At 71.2% G+C, this 15976-nt stretch carries 17 protein-coding genes; 7 read left to right on the top strand and 10 right to left on the bottom strand.

Annotation, left to right across the window (positions count from 1 at the left end):
* Positions 1-3 precede the first annotated feature (3 nt).
* The gene (locus tag ABFJ78_RS14995) at positions 4-1164 is read left to right on the top strand and encodes an epoxide hydrolase family protein (protein WP_436386867.1); all 1161 of its coding nucleotides are present in this window, start codon (positions 4-6) and stop codon (positions 1162-1164) included.
* 437 nt (positions 1165-1601) lie between these two features.
* On the opposite strand, the gene ABFJ78_RS14990 is transcribed toward ABFJ78_RS14995, so the two are convergent.
* Both ABFJ78_RS14990 and ABFJ78_RS14985 read right to left on the bottom strand, forming a co-directional pair.
* On the bottom strand, positions 1602-3122 hold the full coding sequence (locus ABFJ78_RS14990) for a methyltransferase domain-containing protein (protein ID WP_436386866.1): 1521 nt from the start codon (positions 3120-3122) through the stop codon (positions 1602-1604).
* A 29-nt stretch (positions 3123-3151) separates the two neighbouring features.
* Positions 3152-3883, bottom strand: coding sequence for a DUF2306 domain-containing protein (locus ABFJ78_RS14985; protein ID WP_436386865.1), 732 nt, complete (start codon positions 3881-3883; stop codon positions 3152-3154).
* Positions 3884-4122: 239 nt separating this feature from the next.
* Between ABFJ78_RS14985 and ABFJ78_RS14980 the strand changes: the two genes are divergently transcribed.
* From ABFJ78_RS14980 to ABFJ78_RS14965, 4 genes are all read left to right on the top strand, one after another.
* A complete protein-coding gene (locus tag ABFJ78_RS14980; RefSeq protein ID WP_436386864.1) occupies positions 4123-5634 on the top strand; it encodes a multicopper oxidase family protein in 1512 nt (503 codons plus the stop codon).
* Positions 5635-5699: 65 nt separating this feature from the next.
* Complete coding sequence (locus tag ABFJ78_RS14975; RefSeq protein ID WP_436386862.1) at positions 5700-7274, top strand: 4-hydroxyphenylacetate 3-hydroxylase family protein; 1575 nt, start codon at positions 5700-5702, stop codon at positions 7272-7274.
* 17 nt (positions 7275-7291) lie between these two features.
* The gene (locus ABFJ78_RS14970; protein ID WP_436386860.1) at positions 7292-8065 is read left to right on the top strand and encodes an SDR family oxidoreductase; all 774 of its coding nucleotides are present in this window, start codon (positions 7292-7294) and stop codon (positions 8063-8065) included.
* Positions 8066-8135: 70 nt separating this feature from the next.
* A complete protein-coding gene (locus tag ABFJ78_RS14965; protein ID WP_436386859.1) occupies positions 8136-9722 on the top strand; it encodes an outer membrane protein assembly factor BamB family protein in 1587 nt (528 codons plus the stop codon).
* Positions 9723-9775: 53 nt separating this feature from the next.
* Here ABFJ78_RS14965 and aroF read toward each other — a convergent pair whose 3' ends face one another.
* Entirely contained in the window at positions 9776-10810 is a 1035-nt protein-coding gene (gene aroF, locus ABFJ78_RS14960) for a 3-deoxy-7-phosphoheptulonate synthase (RefSeq protein ID WP_436386858.1), read from the bottom strand.
* A 259-nt stretch (positions 10811-11069) separates the two neighbouring features.
* Between aroF and ABFJ78_RS14955 the strand changes: the two genes are divergently transcribed.
* Complete coding sequence (locus tag ABFJ78_RS14955; protein WP_436386856.1) at positions 11070-11489, top strand: SgcJ/EcaC family oxidoreductase; 420 nt, start codon at positions 11070-11072, stop codon at positions 11487-11489.
* A gap of 54 nt (positions 11490-11543) precedes the next feature.
* Here ABFJ78_RS14955 and ABFJ78_RS14950 read toward each other — a convergent pair whose 3' ends face one another.
* The 6 genes from ABFJ78_RS14950 to ABFJ78_RS14925 all read right to left on the bottom strand — a co-directional run bounded on the left by ABFJ78_RS14950 (position 11544) and on the right by ABFJ78_RS14925 (position 15217).
* The gene (locus tag ABFJ78_RS14950) at positions 11544-12092 is read right to left on the bottom strand and encodes a carboxymuconolactone decarboxylase family protein (RefSeq protein WP_436386854.1); all 549 of its coding nucleotides are present in this window, start codon (positions 12090-12092) and stop codon (positions 11544-11546) included.
* Complete coding sequence (locus ABFJ78_RS14945; RefSeq protein ID WP_436386853.1) at positions 12064-12522, bottom strand: DUF6187 family protein; 459 nt, start codon at positions 12520-12522, stop codon at positions 12064-12066. The genes ABFJ78_RS14950 and ABFJ78_RS14945 overlap by 29 nt, the downstream gene beginning before the upstream one ends.
* Entirely contained in the window at positions 12515-13843 is a 1329-nt protein-coding gene (locus ABFJ78_RS14940) for an FAD-dependent oxidoreductase (RefSeq protein ID WP_436386851.1), read from the bottom strand. The genes ABFJ78_RS14945 and ABFJ78_RS14940 overlap by 8 nt, the downstream gene beginning before the upstream one ends.
* 19 nt (positions 13844-13862) lie before the next feature.
* Complete coding sequence (locus ABFJ78_RS14935) at positions 13863-14339, bottom strand: DUF6423 family protein (protein WP_436387777.1); 477 nt, start codon at positions 14337-14339, stop codon at positions 13863-13865.
* 266 nt (positions 14340-14605) lie between these two features.
* Positions 14606-14917: a DUF6235 family protein gene (locus ABFJ78_RS14930; RefSeq protein ID WP_436387776.1), complete on the bottom strand. Its 312-nt coding sequence runs from the start codon at positions 14915-14917 to the stop codon at positions 14606-14608.
* Positions 14918-15085: 168 nt separating this feature from the next.
* On the bottom strand, positions 15086-15217 hold the full coding sequence (locus tag ABFJ78_RS14925; protein WP_436386850.1) for a hypothetical protein: 132 nt from the start codon (positions 15215-15217) through the stop codon (positions 15086-15088).
* Between the two features lie 134 nt (positions 15218-15351).
* Between ABFJ78_RS14925 and ABFJ78_RS14920 the strand changes: the two genes are divergently transcribed.
* Positions 15352-15564 (top strand): hypothetical protein, encoded by a 213-nt coding sequence (locus ABFJ78_RS14920; protein WP_436386848.1) that lies wholly within the window; start codon positions 15352-15354, stop codon positions 15562-15564.
* 207 nt (positions 15565-15771) lie between these two features.
* Here ABFJ78_RS14920 and ABFJ78_RS14915 read toward each other — a convergent pair whose 3' ends face one another.
* A complete protein-coding gene (locus tag ABFJ78_RS14915; RefSeq protein ID WP_436386847.1) occupies positions 15772-15966 on the bottom strand; it encodes an acyl-CoA carboxylase subunit epsilon in 195 nt (64 codons plus the stop codon).
* Positions 15967-15976 lie beyond the last annotated feature (10 nt).

Below are 15976 nucleotides of genomic sequence, written 5' to 3'. Positions count from 1 at the left end.
CCAGTGGCCGAGATCAGACCGTTCAAGATCGACATCTCGCAGGACGCGCTCGACGACCTGCACCGGCGGATCGACGACACGCGCTGGCCGTCGGAGCTGCCGGGCGTCGGCTGGGACCGCGGTGTCCCGGTCGGCTACCTGAAGGAGCTGACGAAGTACTGGCGCCACGAGTTCGACTGGCGCCTGGCCGAGCAGCGGCTCAACGACATCCCGCAGTACATGACGACGATCGACGGCGTCAACGTGCACTTCCTGCACGCCCGCTCGCCGGAGCCGAACGCGCGCCCGCTGATCATCACGCACGGCTGGCCCGGCTCGGTGGCCGAGTTCCTCGACGTCGTCGGCCCGCTGACCAACCCGGCGGCGTACGGCGGCGACCCGGCGGACGCGTTCCACGTCGTCATCCCGTCGGTGCCGGGCTACGGGTTCTCGGGCCCGACGGGCGCGATCGGCTGGGACGTGCCGCGGATTTCGCGGGCATGGGCGAAGCTGATGCGCGCGCTGGGCTACCACCGCTACATCGCCCAGGGCGGCGACTGGGGCATGCCGATCTCGCTGCACCTGGGCCTCGCGGACCCGGCGCACGTGGCGGGCGTGCACGTCAACATGTTCGTGACGTTCCCGCCGGACGACCCGGCGGCGTTCGCCGGCCTCGACCACGCCGAGCGCGCGCGGCTGGAGTTCGCGGCCCACTTCGAGCAGGACAAGGCGGGCTGGCGGCACATCCAGTCGACCCGGCCGCAGACGCTGTCGTACGCGCTGACCGACTCGCCCGTCGGGCAGCTGGCGTGGATCGTCGAGAAGTTCAAGGAGTGGACGGACTCGGACAACGTCCCCGAGGACGCGGTGGACCGGGACCTGCTCCTGACGATCGTCTCGATCTACTGGCTGACGGCGACGGCGGGGTCCAGTGCCCAGCTGTACTACGAGTCCAACCGGCTGGACTTCGCGAAGACGTGGGGCGGGCCGTGGGACCTGGCGGCCCCGGTGGGGGTGGCGTACTTCCCGGCGGACGCGGTGCGGCCGGTGCGGCGGTTCGCGGAGTCGATCCTGCCGACGTTGAGCCGGTGGACGGAGTTCGACCGCGGCGGGCACTTCGCGACGATGGAGCAGCCGGAGTTGCTGGTGGACGACTTGAGGGCGTTCGCTCGCACGCTGGGCTGAGTGAGTTCGGAAAGGGGCCTTCCCGCCTGCGGCGGGAAGGCCCCTTTTCGTGTGGCCGAACTCGGGTGCGCGGGGCGCGGGCGGGCGCGGGCGCGGGGCGCGGGGCGCGGGGCGCGGGGCGCGGGGCGGATGTCATGAAAGAGTCGTTCATGACGCCAGACGACAGGGTCTCGGCAAAGTCAGGTCAGCGCGGCCGACCCGGTCGCCCGCACGCCATGAACGGGTCGTTCACCTCGTCAGACGACATGAACGACCCTTTCATGACATCGCCGCGACGCCGGTCAGACCGCGCGGCCACGACTTTGCCGGAGCCCTGACGCCAGACGACATGAAAGAGTCGTTCATGTCGTCCAGGCGAGCCAGGTCCCGAACTCGCCCCCCGAAAGCCGAAGGCCCCCTGCCACCGAAGCGGCAGGGGGCCTTCACGGACTGCGAACTCAGGCGGGCTTCTCCGCCGTCACGAAGATGAACGAGCCCGGGCCCGACTCGTCCCGGACCACCAGGCCCGCCGCCTCGACCCAAGACCGCACCAAGGCCCTGCTGAACAACGGCATCCCGCCGTCGGGGAAGCCCGGGCCGCGGAACGTCGACTGGTAGTACGCCAGCACCGGGTCCTCGGCCGAACCGAACGTCAGCAGCGTGAACGTCCCGCCCGGCTTCAGCACCCGCCCCACTTCGGCGATCGCCTGGGCCGGGTCCGGCATCGCCTGCAGGGCGTTCCAGCAGTTGACCCCGCCGAACGACGCATCCGCGAACGGCAGGTCGAGCGCCGAAGCCTGGACCGCGCACACCTCCGGCAGCCTTCCGCGCAGCCAGCTCAGCATCGTCGGGTTCAGGTCCAGCGCGACCAACCGGTCCGGGCCCAGGAGCTCGGCCAGCACCGCCGTCCAGCGGCCCGCGCCCGCCGCCAGGTCGAGCACCGTCCCGTCGACGGAACTCAGCCGGGCGGCCAAGTACTCGTCCTCGTCCGCCGGCGTGACCTGGCCGCCCCAGTTCGTGCCCATCAGGCGCAGGAACCCCGGCCGCAGCACTTCTTCGTAGTACAGCCCGATGCTGTTCATCGCCGCCGCGTTGCTCAGGACGTCGTCGGGGTCGTCGGCCGCGACCGGGCGGGTCGGGTCCGCCGTGAAGTCCAGGACGCCCCGGGCCAGCGGGTACGTTCCCGGGCACACCGGGCAGTGCGCGCCCGAGGGCCGCGCCGCCAAGGCACCGTGGCACACGGGGCAGCGCAGCACCGGAGCGTGCCGGGTGATCCCCGCCAGGCCGTCGTCCGACGCCTCGACCGGGACGGCGTCGCGCAGCGGGTTCGTGTCCGCCGCGACCACCGGGGTGCCGGCCAGCTGCGCCCAGTACGCGTGCGCGCCGGCGTAGCCCAGCACCATCTTCGTGTCGCCGTCCCAGGTCGCCTTCGCCTGCGCGTCGGGCAGTTCGGCGACCCAGCGGCGGTCGAACTCGCGCTCGGCGTCGGTCAGCGCCCACTCCGCCGGCGACGGCCAGACCCGGCCGAGCACCAGGTTTTCGCGGTCGTACGGCTCCAGGCAGCGCTCGAGGCGGCTGCGGTCCTCGGCCGTCAGGTTGCGGTGCGCGACGGCCGCGAGGATCCGCTCCGAGTCGGCCGGGAAGTGCGCGACCAGGTACAGCAGGCCGAGCGCCACCGGCTCGCCGTCGGCGTGGCGGTCCAGGACGTCGAGGTAGGTGTCCAGGCCCTTGGCGACCTGCGTGAAGACCTCGGTGCCGAGCCCGTGCTCCTCGGCCAGCAGCCCGAGCAGCACCGCGAGCCGGCCCGCCCGGGCGTCGTCGGCCACGGCGAGCAGGTCGACGAACTCCGGGACGAGGTCGGCGGCGAGGGCAGCGTCGTGCCACACGCGCGCGGTCAGGTCCGCGAACTCGGCGTCGAGCCGGTCCGGGGCCGCGGCCGCGAACCCGGCGAGCGCCGCCGGGACGTCGGGGTTGGTCATGTGCGTCCTTTCACCGAGGGGCGGGAAGGTCAGGCCGCGGCGCGCAGCGTCTCCGGCTGCCCGCGCCGCGCCTTCTTGCGCGAACCGCGCTCCCACGCCCACTGCGCGACGAGCACGTTGAGCACCCACAGCCACGACGACAGCTCGAGGAACACCATGATGTCGATCTGCACGCCGATCTGGACGCCGAACAGCGGCAGCACCAGCCCCATCACCCGGCCCCACGACGTGCCGAGCGCGAGCGCGAAGCTGTAGTACATCCAGCGGCGGTGTTCGGCGTAGCGGTGCTTGCTCTGCTTGCGGAACCCGACGAGCGTCACCGCGATCCAGCCGACGGACATGGCGAACAGGCCGACGGCACCGGTCGGGGCGGCCGAGAACGGCAGCAGCACCAAGCCGAGCAGGGCGCTCGGCAGCACGCCACCGTAGAGGTAGACGTAGCCGCTGATCTTGTGCACCTTGCGGTTGCGCCCGCGCAGCGCCGGCATCACCTGCAGCAGCAACGTGATCATCGCGATGTTGCCGAAGATCGCGTGCAGCGCCACGGTCGGGAAGTGCAGCGCGAAGCCCGGGTCCGGCGGGATCCGCGACTGCGCCGGGTCGAAGCTGAGGTAGCGCGGCAACGCGTAGAGCGCGTTGAACACGACCAGGGCCAGCGTCGCGAGGACCCACGGGTTGAGCACGGTCCGGCGCCACGAGAGCGCGGCCTTGCCGCGGGTCGGGAGTTTCCGGACGGAATCGCCGGCCAGGTTCTGCGTCACGACGGATTCCTGCCTTCCTACTTGAAGATCCACTGTGGATCGGCGGAGCGACCGCCGGGCGCGAAGTACCCGAGGAGCGTCACACCGGCGCGTCGCGGTGGGCACCTCCCGCCGTGCGATGTTCCGCTGTGCCAGGGATTTCCACTGCGCACGGCGCGAGAAGTACCCCGGGCGCACCGGTGCGAGGATCGGGCAGGCCGAGACCTCGACGTCCGCACGCCACTGGGGAGAAACACAAGATGCTGAACAGAAGACGCATGCTCGCGCTGGGCGGCCTGACCGTCGGTGGCGCGGTCGGCGGGCTGTTGCTGCCCAAGGGAACCCCGGGCGGCACCGCCGCGGCACCGGCGGTGACCGACGCGGTGCGCCCGCTGACCCAGCACAAGATGGACGGCATGCCGATGGGCGGGCTCGACGTCAGCGGCCCGTCGGCCGAGTCGCTCGCCGCGGTCGCGCCGCCGGTCACGCCGTTCTCGGTGCCGATGCCGGTGCCGGCCCAGCTGCGCCCGTACCTGCGCGACGCGGCCGCCGACCACTACCGCCTCAGCGTCCAGCCGTCGGACGTCGAGATCTTCCCGGGCCTGCGCACGCCCGCGCTCACCTACGGCGGCACGTTCCTCGGCCCGACGATCCGCGCGCGGACCGGCCGGACGACCAGGGTCACCGTCACCAACCGGCTCGCCGACGACACCAACGTGCACCTGCACGGCGGCCACACTCCGGTCGCCAGCGACGGCTACCCGATGGACGTCATCGCGCCCGGGCAGGCCTACACCTACGAGTACCCGAACGACCAGCAGGGCGCGACGCTCTGGTACCACGACCACGTGATGGGCCTCGAGTCCGACCACGTCTACCGCGGCCTGCACGGGTTCTACCTCATCGACGACCCCGCCGAGGCGTCGCTGGGGCTGCCCTCGGGCGAGTTCGACGTGCCGATCATGCTGCGCGACGCGCACTTCGACGAAAAGGGCGCGTTCGTCTTCGACATCCCGCGCAGCACGATCCTGGCCAACGGCAAGGTCCAGCCGTACTTCCAGGTGGCCGCGCGCAAGTACCGCTTCCGGCTGCTGAACGGCGCCAACGAGCGGATGCTGCAGCTCAACCTCGGCGGCGCGCAGCTGCTCCGGATCGCCTCGGACGGCGGGCTGCTGCCGGCGCCGGTGGCGGAAACCGAGCTGTCGCTGGCTTCGGCCGAGCGCACCGAGTTCGTCGTGGACTTCTCCCGCTACAAGGTCGGCACGCAGCTGGTGCTCTCGGACGCGACCGCGGGCCCGGTGCTGCGCTTCGACGTCGTGCGCACCGCGCCGGACTTCAGCCGCGTGCCGGACAAGCTGCGCGCGCTGCCCGCGTTGACGAAGGCGAGCGTCACCCGCGAAATGGTGATGAGCTTCGACCTCACCGGCGTCCCGCTGGGGCTGATCAACGGCAAGGCGTTCGACCCGAACCGGATCGACTTTCAGGTCAAGCGCGGCAGCACCGAGATCTGGAAGATCGTCAACGGCGACACCGCGCACCCGATCGACCACACCTTCCACTGCCACCTGGTGCAGTTCCGCGTCCTCGAACGCGAGGGCGCGCCGCTGCTGCCGCAGGACGCCGGCCGCAAGGACACCGTGTTCCTCGGGTCGGGCAAGTCGGTCACCGTCCAGGCCACCTTCACCGACTTCCTCGGGAAGTACCTGTACCACTGCCATTTCCTCGAGCACTCCACGAGCGGGATGATGGGGCAGTTCGAGATCGTCGCCTGACGTTCCCGGAAGTCCCCGTCGCGCACCGCATTCCGACTCCGCCACGAGAAGAGGGTCCAGCCGCGATGGTCGATCAGCAGGGCACCGAGACGGGTTCCGCGAACCAGGCCGCCACCCGTCCGCTGACCGGTGCCGAGTACGTGGAGAGCCTGCGCGACGGCCGGGAGATCTACCTCTACGGCGAACGGATCAAGGATCCGGTGGCGCACCCGGCGTTCCACAACCCGATCCGGATGACCGCGCGGCTGTACGACGCGCTGCACGACCCGAAGCACCAGGACGTCCTCACCAAGCCGGTCGACGGCGGCGGAACCGGGTACACGCACCGGTTCTTCACCACCCCGAAGACGGCCGAGGACCTCGTCGGCGACCAGAAGGCGATCGCCGCGTGGGCGCGGATGAGCTACGGCTGGATGGGCCGCAGCCCGGACTACAAGGCGTCCTTCCTCGGCACGCTGGGCGCGAACGCGGACTTCTACGGGGAGTTCGCGCCCAACGCCCGCCGCTGGTACCGGGAGTCGCAGGAGAAGGTGCTCTTCTGGAACCACGCGATCGTGCACCCGCCGGTCGACCGGAGCCGGCCGCCGGACGAGGTGTCCGACGTCTTCGTGCACGTCGAGCGCGAGACCGACTCGGGCGTGATCGTCAGCGGCGCGAAGGTCGTCGCGACCGGGTCGGCGCTGACGCACTACAACTTCATCGCCCACTACGGCCTGCCGATCAAGCGCAAGGAGTTCGCGCTCGTCGCGACCGTGCCGATGGACGCGCCGGGCATGAAGCTCATCTGCCGCCCGTCCTACACGCAGGCGGCGGCGACGATGGGCCGCCCGTTCGACTACCCGCTGTCCTCACGGCTGGACGAGAACGACACGATCCTCGTGCTGGACAAGGTGCTGATCCCCTGGGAGAACATCTTCGTCTACGGCGACATCGGCAAGGTCCGGCTGTTCGCCGGGCAGTCGGGGTTCATCGAGCGGTTCACCTTCCACGGCTGCACGCGGCTGGCGGTCAAGCTCGAGTTCATCGCCGGGCTGCTGCTCAAGGCGCTGGAGATCACCGGCACCAAGGACTTCCGCGGCGTGCAGGCCCGCGCCGGCGAGGTGCTGGCCTGGCGCAACCTGTTCTGGGCGCTGTCGGACGCGTCCGCGCGCAACCCGGTGGCGTGGAAGAACGGCGCGGTCATGCCGAACCCGCAGTACGGGCTGGCCTACCGCTGGTTCATGCAGCTGGGCTACCCGCGCATCCGCGAGATCATCCTGCAGGACGTGGCGAGCGGGCTGATCTACGTCAACTCCGGCGCGGACGACTTCGCCAACCCCGACGTCCGGCCCTACCTCGACAAGTACCTGCGCGGCTCGGACGGCGTCGAGGCGGTCGACCGGACCAAGCTGATGAAGCTGCTGTGGGACGCGGTCGGCACCGAGTTCGGCGGCCGGCACGAGCTCTACGAGCGCAACTACGCCGGCAACCACGAGAACACCCGCGTGGAGCTGCTGTTCTCGCAGCTGGCCGGCGGTGAGGTCGACGACTACAAGTCCTTTGTGGACGAGTGCATGAACGAGTACGACCTGGACGGCTGGACGGTCCCGGACCTGTCGTCCTTCGACGAGCTGCGCCGGCCGAAGCCGTTCGCCGCCTGACTTAAGAGGAGCCCCAGGTGCTGGAGAACAAAGTCGTCGTCGTGTCCGGCGTGGGCCCCGGTCTCGGCCGGTCGCTCGCCGTCCGGAGCGCGGCCGAGGGCGCGGACGTCGTGCTGGCCGCGCGCAACGAGGAGCGGCTCGCCGAGGTCGCCCGCGAGGTCGAAGGCCTGGGCCGCAAGGCGCTCGTCGTGCCGACCGACATCACCGACGAAGCCTCGGCGCAGCACCTGGCCGACACCGCGCTCGAGACGTTCGGCCGGGTCGACGCGCTGGTGAACAACGCGTTCGCCGTGCCGCCGATGACGCCGCTGACCAGCGTCGACGTCGCCGACATCCGGCCCGGCTTCGAGACCAACGTCTTCGCGGCGCTGCGGCTGAGCCGGCTGTTCGCGCCGTCGCTGGCCGAACACAAGGGCGCCATCGTGATGATCAGCTCGGTCGTCATCCGCCACTCGAAGCCGCCGTTCGGCGTCTACAAGATGGCCAAGGCCGCGCTGGTTTCGCTGGCGCAGAGCCTGTCCTCGGAGCTCGGCCCGCAGGGCGTCCGGGTCAACACCGTCACGCCCGGCTACATCTGGGCGGACGCGCTGAAGGGCGGCTTCGCGTACATGGCCGAGCAGCGCGGCGTCCCCGCACAGCAGGTCTACGACGAGGTCGCCGCCAACCTCGACCTGCGCCGGCTCGCGCTGCCCGACGAGGTCGCGAACGCCGTGCTGTTCCTGCTGTCCGACCTCGCGAGCGCGATCACCGGCCAGAACCTCGACGTCAACGGCGGCGAGTTCCACCACTGAGTTCCCGAACAACGCACGAACCGCGCCCGGCCCGCCGAAAGCGGCCGGGCGCGGACGTAAGGAGGCAACGGTGGCCGACACCGACATCCGGCCGGTCCGCAAGATCCGGCGCAGACGCCTGCGCACCGGGCTCGCCCTCGTCGCGCTCGCGGTGGTGTCCGGGATCGCCGGCACCGAGCCGACGGCGGCCGCGGACCGGCTCTCCTCGGAAAGCCTGGCCGCCTGGGGCGGCCGGCCGAGCCAGCCGTGGCTGGGGCACAACTACGACCTGGCCAACACCCGGGCGACCACGCGCACCGCGATCAACTCGCGCACCGTGGGCGATCTGAAGGTGAAGTGGCGCTACCCGCTTTCGGGCACGCCGACCTTCGCCGGGCTGATGGCGAGCAACCCGATCGTCGTCGACGGCGTGACCTACTTCGCCGACCTCAACTCCAACGTCTACGCGCTGGACTCGAAGACCGGGCGCGAGCTGTGGAAGCGGGCGTTCAACGACCCGAACGTCGGCCCCAACGGCGTCGCCTACGGCAAGGGCCTGATCGTCGCGACGACGTTCACCGGCGTCTTCGCCCTCGACGCCCGCACCGGCAAGACGGTGTGGACGCGCGAGCTGATCGAGGCCGGCAAGGGCGGCGTCGACGTCGCCCCGCAGGTCTACGGCGACACGGTCGTGGTCAGCACGGCGCCGTCGACCTGGACCGAGTACGTACCCGGCTCGATGGGCATCGTGTACGCGCTGAACGTCCGCACCGGCGCGGTGCAGTGGGAGTTCAACACGGTCAAGGACGGCGACCTCTGGGGCCACCCGGAGATCAACAGCGGCGGCGGCCTCTGGTACCCGCCCGCGATCGACGACGAGGGCCGGATCTTCCTGACCGTCGGCAACCCGGCGCCGTACCCGGGCACGCCCGAGTACCCCAACGGCAGCAGCCGGCCGGGCCCGAACCTGTACACCAACTCACTGGTCACTTTGGACGCCCACACCGGGAAACTCCTGTGGTACCAGCAGGTCCTGCCGCACGACGTGCGTGACTACGACCTACAGGACTCGCCGGTGATCACGAAGGTCCGGCTGCAGGGCAAGCTGACCGAGGTGGTCATCGCCGCGGGCAAGATGGGATCGGTGCACGCCTACCGGGCCTCGGACGGCAAGCCGCTGTGGTCGCTGCCGGTCGGCAAGCACCTCAACGACACCGGCCCGCTGCCGGTCGAGGTCACCGAGGTCTACCCCGGCACGTTCGGCGGGGTGGAGACGCCGATGGCGGTGTCCGACGGCACGCTGTTCGTGCCATGGGTCGACCTGGCGACGCACCTGAGCGCGATCGAGCCGCTGCAGGCGTGGCCGGACCTGGCCTCGGGCAAGGGCGGCCTGCTGGCGGTCGACGTCGCGACCGGCCGGGTCAAGTGGACGCAGCCGCTGCCCCAGATGGCGTTCGGCGCGGCGACGGTGACGAACGACGTGGTGTTCACGAGCACGTTCGACGGGACGGTGTACGCGTTCGACGTCCGCACCGGACGGCAGCTGTGGACGACGAAGACGGGCGCGGGCATCAACTCGTTCCCGGCGATCGACGGCAACACGGTGATCGTGACGGCGGCGGCGCCGGGCTTCATGGCGAACCCGGTGCCCGAGGTGATCGCGTACTCGCTCCCCTGATCCCCGACGCACAACGGCCCCCGGTGCGCGCACCGGGGGCCGTTGTCCGTTCTTCACCCGGCCAGCAGGCGGCGGTTCCACCACGTCGACAGCCGGCGCCCGACGACCGCGGTCAGGTCGTCCAGCTCCGCCGACAACCGCCGCAGGTCCTCCGTCATCAAGGCCTGCGGGCCGTCGCACAGGGCTTCCTCCGGCTTCGGGTGCACGTCCACCAGAACGCCGTCCGCCCCCACCGCGATCGCCGCCCGTGACAGCGGCAGCACCAGGTCGCGACGGCCACCCGAGTGCGACGGGTCGATCATCACCGGCAGGTGCGACAGCCGCTGGACCACCGGGACCGCCGAAATGTCCAACGTGTTGCGCGTCGCCGTCTCGAACGTGCGGATGCCGCGCTCGCACAGGACGATGTCGAGGTTGCCGCGCTGGGCGATGTACTCCGCCGCCATCAGCCACTCCTCGATCGTCGCGTTCATGCCGCGCTTGAGCAGCACCGGCTTGCCCGCCTCGCCCGCCGCCTGCAGCAGCCCGAAGTTCGACATGTTCCGGGTGCCGATCTGCAGCATGTCGGCGTACCGCGCGACCATCTCGACGTCGTGCGCGGCGACCACCTCGGTGACCACCGGCAGGCCCGTCTCGGCGCGGACGTCGGCCAGGATCTTGAGGCCCAGCTCGCCCAGGCCCTGGAAGGCGTACGGCGACGTGCGCGGCTTGTACGCGCCGCCGCGCAGGAGGACCGCGCCGGCGGACTGGGCCATCCGCGCCGCTTCCAGGGTCTGCTCCGGCGTCTCCACCGCGCACGGCCCCGCGATCAGCGTGACGGTGTCCGGGCCGATCGGCACCCCGCCGACGTACACAGTGGACCGTTCGGCGTGGTGCTCCCGGCTGACCAGCTTGTACTTGGCGGAGATCCGCGTGACGCTCTGGACGCTCGGCAGGCCGCCGAGGTTGAGCGTCTCGAACCGGTCGACGTCGCCGACCAGGCCGATGATCACCCGGCTCACCCCGCGGCTGACGAAGGCCTCCCCGCCCGCCGCTTCCACCCGCTCCACGACCGCCTCGACGTCCTCGGCCGTGGCGTGCGTGGCCATGACGATCACCATGAGTCGACAACCCCTTCAGCGTTCCGGGCCGTGCTCGGCCGGCGGGCGCCGGTCGTGGTCCCGGTCACTTCATGATCCGGCTTGCCCGCGCATACCCACGTCTCCACGGTTGCGCACCCGCTCGCGTGCCGTCTTACCCGAAACCCTTGACGGACAACGGTTTCCCGCAACCGGCAGGTAGTCCGGCCGGAGCCGCGGCGCCTAGGCTCGAAGGACTCGCGCCCACCGAGGGAGAGGGAATCCCGGTATGTCCACCAGCAATGGCACGTCCACCGTGGCCACCGAACAGGCCGCCGTCGCCGCCGTCCCGCAGCGGATCGTCGCGGCGTGGGCGGAAAACGACGCCGAGGCCTTCGCCAAGGCCTTCACCGAGGACGGCACCATGGCCCTCCCCGGCGGCGTCTTCGTCAAGGGCCGTGACGGCATCAAGGCGTTCATGGGCGCCGGGTACGCCGGCCCGTACAAGGGCACGCGCGTCTTCGGCGAGCCCGTCGACCTCAAGTTCCTGGGCAAGGAAGCGGCGGTCGTCATCACCGTCGGCGGCGTCCTCGCCCCCGGCGAGACCGAGGTCAGCCCGGCCCGCCAGGTGCGCGCCATCTGGGTCCTGGCCAAGCAGGACGGCGAGTGGCTGATCGCCGCCTACCAGAACACCCCGATCGAGAACTGAAACCCGACGGAGGCCACCGGGACCGCGGTCCCGGTGGCCTCCGTCGGGTCCGGTTCAGGCGTCGGCGAGCAAGCCCGCCAGGCCCGCGTAGCCGCCTTCCTTGAGGCGCTCCCCCGACGTCACCGTGTAGGCCGCGTCGGCTTCGATGCCGAGCCCCTCGACCATCCGGTTCATGAAGTTGAACAGCGCGCAGACCAGGACGGCGTCGTGCAGCGCGCGCTCGTCCCAGCCCGCCGCGAACACGGCTTCTGCGTCGGCCTCGGTCATCCGCGACGGCGTCCGCGTGAGCTTGCCGACGTAGGCCAGCACGGGCTTGAGCTTCTCTTCCACCGGCGCCGAACCCAGGTCCTCGACCGCCGCGGCGAGCACGCCTTCGGGGACGCCGAACGCCTCCGCCGTCACGGTGTGGATGCCGTGGCAGTAGTCGCAGGCGTTGACCCCGGACACGTACGCCGCGATCATTTCGCGCTCGCCGGGGGTGAACGGGGACTCGCCGCGCAGCAGCTCCTCGTGGAAGGCCAGCAGGTGCCTGGCGGGACCCGGGTAGGCCCGGAAGACCTGCAGCAGCGTGGTTTCAGCCGGCAGGGACTTCAGGTACGACATCGAAGGGTTCCTTTCCGTCCGCCAGCCCGGCGGCGAGCTGGTCGACCTCGGTGCCGCGCAGCGCGCACGCGGTCAGGTACGCGATCGTGCCCGCGCCGGCGCCGGGCATCGCCGCCGCGACGAGGTCCAGGCGGCGCTCCCACTCCCGCCGCAGCGAACCCGGCGACGACGTCGACGGCGGGTCGCCGAGCCGGTCGCGCAGGTCCAGCCACTGCCCCCGGCCGGACTCCAGGAGCCCGCCCATGCCGAAGGCGGCCGACCCGTGCCGGGCCTGGTCGACCACCTGCGTGACCATGGCCGGGTCGTCGGCGAGCCGGGCGAGCGCGAGGCCGGCGAGCAGCCGGTCGGCGTCCAGGCCCAGCAGGATGACCCCGGCCTCGGTGGTGCCGGGTGCATCGACTTCCGGAAGCGCGAACCGCGAATCAGACACCGACAACCGCCTCGGCCGGCGCGGTGGCCCCGCTGCGCAACTGGGCGGCGATCGCCGCGGCGACCCGGGTGGTGGCGACGCGGTGGCCGTCGATGTTGCGGGCGGCCGGGCCGAGCACCATCCCGGCGGCGGCCCCGACCACCGACACGCGCGGCTCGCGGCGGTAGGACAGCGTGCGCTCGTCCAGGGACGGCCAGCCGTCGCGGGCGTCGACGACCTCGTCGGGCAGCAGGCCGGTGCCGATCGACGGCGTCGTGCCCAGCGCCAGCACGACGTGGTCGCCCGCGACCCGCCGGCCGCTCTCCAGCCGCAGGACCACGCTCCCGCCGACCGCGGGCGCGATCTCCTTGACCGCTTCGCCGCGGTGCACGACCAGCCGGCCTTCGGCTTCGGCGCGCTCGAGCAGCGGCCGGAACTCGAACATGATCGACGCGCGCCGGAACCGGCCCATCAGCTCGAGCCGCTCGGCCCAGCCGACGCCGTCGAAGCGCTTGCGGCCCTCCGGCCGGAAGAAGGTGGAGTTGACGTCGGCGCACTGGTAGCGCTCGCCGGTCTCGCGGACCACCCAGTGCACCTCGCGCCCGGCTTCGAGCGCGCCGGTGATCAGGTGCGCGGCGGTGAGCCCGGCGCCGACGACCACCTGGCAGCGCGCGCCCGACGGCACCGATTCGTCCCAAAAGGACACTCCGCGCGGCGGATGGCCGCCACCCCACCAGGTTTCCGGCGCGGGCCGGCGTTCCTCGCCGGGGCACAGCACGACGTGGCGGGCGGCGACGGAGAAGCGGTCGGTGTGCACGGTGACGGCTTCGGGGGTGGGCACGACCTCGCGCACGGTCGCCTGCCAGGTCTTCTCGCCGACGTGGTGGGTGGTGACCAGGTGCGCGCAGTAGGCGTCGAAGACGTCGACCGGGACGACCGACCGGTGGCCGGACTGCGACATCCGGATTTCGCGGCGCTCGACCGGCGTCAGCCGGCCCCAGTGCAGCCGCGCGAAGTCGAGCAGCTCGCAGTCGCGGAAGCCCTCGACGCCGGGGTGGTGCTCGTAGGGCGAGCGCAGCACGCGCTGGCCCAGCAGGTCGATCCGGCCGAAGAACCGCCCGCACGGCCGCCCGGTGCGGTCCACGACGACGACGTCGGTGACGCCGTGGTGCCACAGGGCGGAGGCGACCGCGAGGCCGGCCGGGCCGGCCCCGACGACCACGACGTCCGCGGCGGGCGCGGGCGACGCCCCCCGCGCCGGGGACGGTGGCGCGGGCGGGCGCGGCCAGGCGCGGCCCCGCGGCGAGTCGAGCAGGTGCGGCTCCGGTACGAACGTGATCACTGCTCGGCCCGCCGCCGGCTCAGAGCACCGTGACGGGGACGATCAGCTCCACCACCGGCCGCTGGCTCATCCCGTTGGTGACCAGCTCGTCCAGCGTCTGCTGGGACTGCTCGGCGCTGTCGGTGGCGATGGGGCTGTAGCGCGAGTAGAAGTACGTCGGCTTGCGGCCGCTCGTCTCCATCGAGTACGTCTTCAAGACGGTTTCGCCCGGGCGGACCTCGCCGTCGTAGAACGTGAGGCGGCGCGCGTCCGGCGTCATGAAGCTCTTCGAGAACTGCGGCGACATCAGCATTTCGTCGTCGAGGAACGTGGAGTCCTCGTCCATGACGGCCTGCATCGCGACCCAGGTCTGGTCGGTGAGGTTGGTTTCGGCCTTGATGACCTGCCAGCGGCCCGGCTCGGGGAGGTTGACGCTCACCGAGACGTCGTGGTCGGTGGTGTCGATGGCGCCGGTGATCATGAGCACCCGGCGGCCGACGTCGGCGGTCCCGGTCATCTGGACGTCCCGGGCGCGCACCCGGCCGGAAACGTCGAGTCCTGGCAATTCCGGTGAAGACATGGTGCAGCCTCCTACGTTTACCCACCCCAGAAATAGCGGCCTGACCAGCGAACACGCAAAGGCTTTCACATCGCCGGAGACACTGTCAAGGTGAGGAATGCACGTACGGGAAGCCGAATAAACGGCGGCCGATCAGCGGAAGTGCCGGCACCCGGGTGCGGAGGGCGGATTGGTCCGTTCAGCTCAGCACTTTCGAAGTGCGGTCACTCCGGGCTGGACGTCTCCTGAGCTGCGGCAGCGGCGTCAACGCCGTCTTCGACCGTGCCGACATAGCGGATTTCGAACGCGGAATCGGCGCGCTGCACCATCACTTTCAGGACCAGTCCCGGTTTCACCATCACGAGGAAATTGCCGGGATCGCGGGGGTCACCGAAAATGTCGTAAACGAGAAAAGCGGAGCCGTCACCAACGGCGAACAGGGCTTCGTAGACGACGTTCCGCTCCGCCTGCGACGCCGTCTCGGCCCAGCTTTCGAGGACCTCGAGGCCCGCCGTGAGCTGGAGGCGCATTGCCATCCGCCGGCCTCCCAACCGAACGTCGCAGATCGCCGTCACGCATGGGCCACCGTGCTGCGGTGACACTCCGGCCCGAACACTGTCGATTCTCCCGGGCGGGCGGCGGGGTGCTCATCTCCGAGCGTGCGCTCCGGCACCGTCCGTGTCCGGCGCCGGAGCTCCCGCGGCTCAGTTGTAGCCGAGCACGATGTGCTCTTCGACTTCCGGTTCGGGTGCTGCTGCTTCCACGAGCCGGAGCCCGCGGGGTTCTTCGGCGGGTGGCGGGGTCCAGTCGCCGGCCGGGACCGCTGCTGCTGTCATGGCGTTCCTCCGTGCTTTCGGTGTGGATCCACCATGCGCCACGGTGGTCGAGGATCGGACGTGCGCAGCTTTTGAGTGGTCGGGATAGGGGTCCGGGAGGTGCACTGGGAGTGACTCGATGGCGAGGTGCAGGCATGGCGGAAGAGCGGAAGCCCCTCGGCGGCGCGGCCGACCGGCAGCGCACGTGCGCGGTGTGCGGAGCGGAGTTCAGGCCGGGCGAGCGCACGGAGGTGGAAGCGTTTTCGGACGGCGTGGTGCGGTACGTGGCGGTGCACCCGGGGCACACGACGCACTCGCCGGGCCGGGAACGGGCCGCGGCGCGGCGGCTGCGGGGCCAGGCGGCCTGAGAGCGGCGCGGGGGCTCGCTCAGGTCCGTGACCGGGAGCGAGCGCCCCAATGTGGCCTTCGGTGCGTTGAATCAGCACCTCGGCGCGAAGCGCCTCCGTTGAGGGTGGCGGCGGGGGCATGGATGGAGCAACCAAGGCCACCTTGGGTGCGTCAGACGCAACCAAGGTGGCCTTGGGGCGCTCCGGCCGGAAGGCTGAGCAGGCGAGTCAGTGCGGCAGGCCCGACAGGCGCCAGGCTCCCTCGGCGGCGCGCACCTCACGTCCCCGCCAAGCCGGATCCCCCCACACCGACGGCCGCGGCGCCGCCTCCGGCGGGCGGGCCGCCGAAAGCGAAAGCACCGCCACCAACGCCGCCAGCTCGCAGTCGTCCGGAGCGCCCCGCACCACGCGGATCGCGGACATCCGGGTACAC

It is taken from the genome of Amycolatopsis sp. MEPSY49 (genome assembly GCF_051337345.1).
Lineage (GTDB): Bacteria > Actinomycetota > Actinomycetes > Mycobacteriales > Pseudonocardiaceae > Amycolatopsis.
Note: the sequence above shows the minus strand (reverse complement) of the source record. Positions and strands in the feature narration are given on the sequence as shown.

Bases quoted from the DNA above. Each gene is read 5' to 3' on its own strand.
- ABFJ78_RS14990 (WP_436386866.1), bottom strand. From the start codon at position 3,122: ATGACCAACCCCGACGTCCCGGCGGCGCTCGCCGGGTTCGCGGCCGCG.
- ABFJ78_RS14980 (WP_436386864.1), top strand. From the start codon at position 4,123: ATGCTGAACAGAAGACGCATGCTCGCGCTGGGCGGCCTGACCGTCGGT.
- ABFJ78_RS14975 (WP_436386862.1), top strand. From the start codon at position 5,700: ATGGTCGATCAGCAGGGCACCGAGACGGGTTCCGCGAACCAGGCCGCC.
- aroF (WP_436386858.1), bottom strand. From the start codon at position 10,810: ATGGCCACGCACGCCACGGCCGAGGACGTCGAGGCGGTCGTGGAGCGG.
- ABFJ78_RS14955 (WP_436386856.1), top strand. From the start codon at position 11,070: ATGTCCACCAGCAATGGCACGTCCACCGTGGCCACCGAACAGGCCGCC.
- ABFJ78_RS14950 (WP_436386854.1), bottom strand. From the start codon at position 12,092: ATGTCGTACCTGAAGTCCCTGCCGGCTGAAACCACGCTGCTGCAGGTC.
- ABFJ78_RS14935 (WP_436387777.1), bottom strand. From the start codon at position 14,339: ATGACCGGGACCGCCGACGTCGGCCGCCGGGTGCTCATGATCACCGGC.
- ABFJ78_RS14930 (WP_436387776.1), bottom strand. From the start codon at position 14,917: ATGGCAATGCGCCTCCAGCTCACGGCGGGCCTCGAGGTCCTCGAAAGC.
- ABFJ78_RS14925 (WP_436386850.1), bottom strand. From the start codon at position 15,217: ATGACAGCAGCAGCGGTCCCGGCCGGCGACTGGACCCCGCCACCCGCC.
- ABFJ78_RS14920 (WP_436386848.1), top strand. From the start codon at position 15,352: ATGGCGGAAGAGCGGAAGCCCCTCGGCGGCGCGGCCGACCGGCAGCGC.
- ABFJ78_RS14915 (WP_436386847.1), bottom strand. From the start codon at position 15,966: ATGTCCGCGATCCGCGTGGTGCGGGGCGCTCCGGACGACTGCGAGCTG.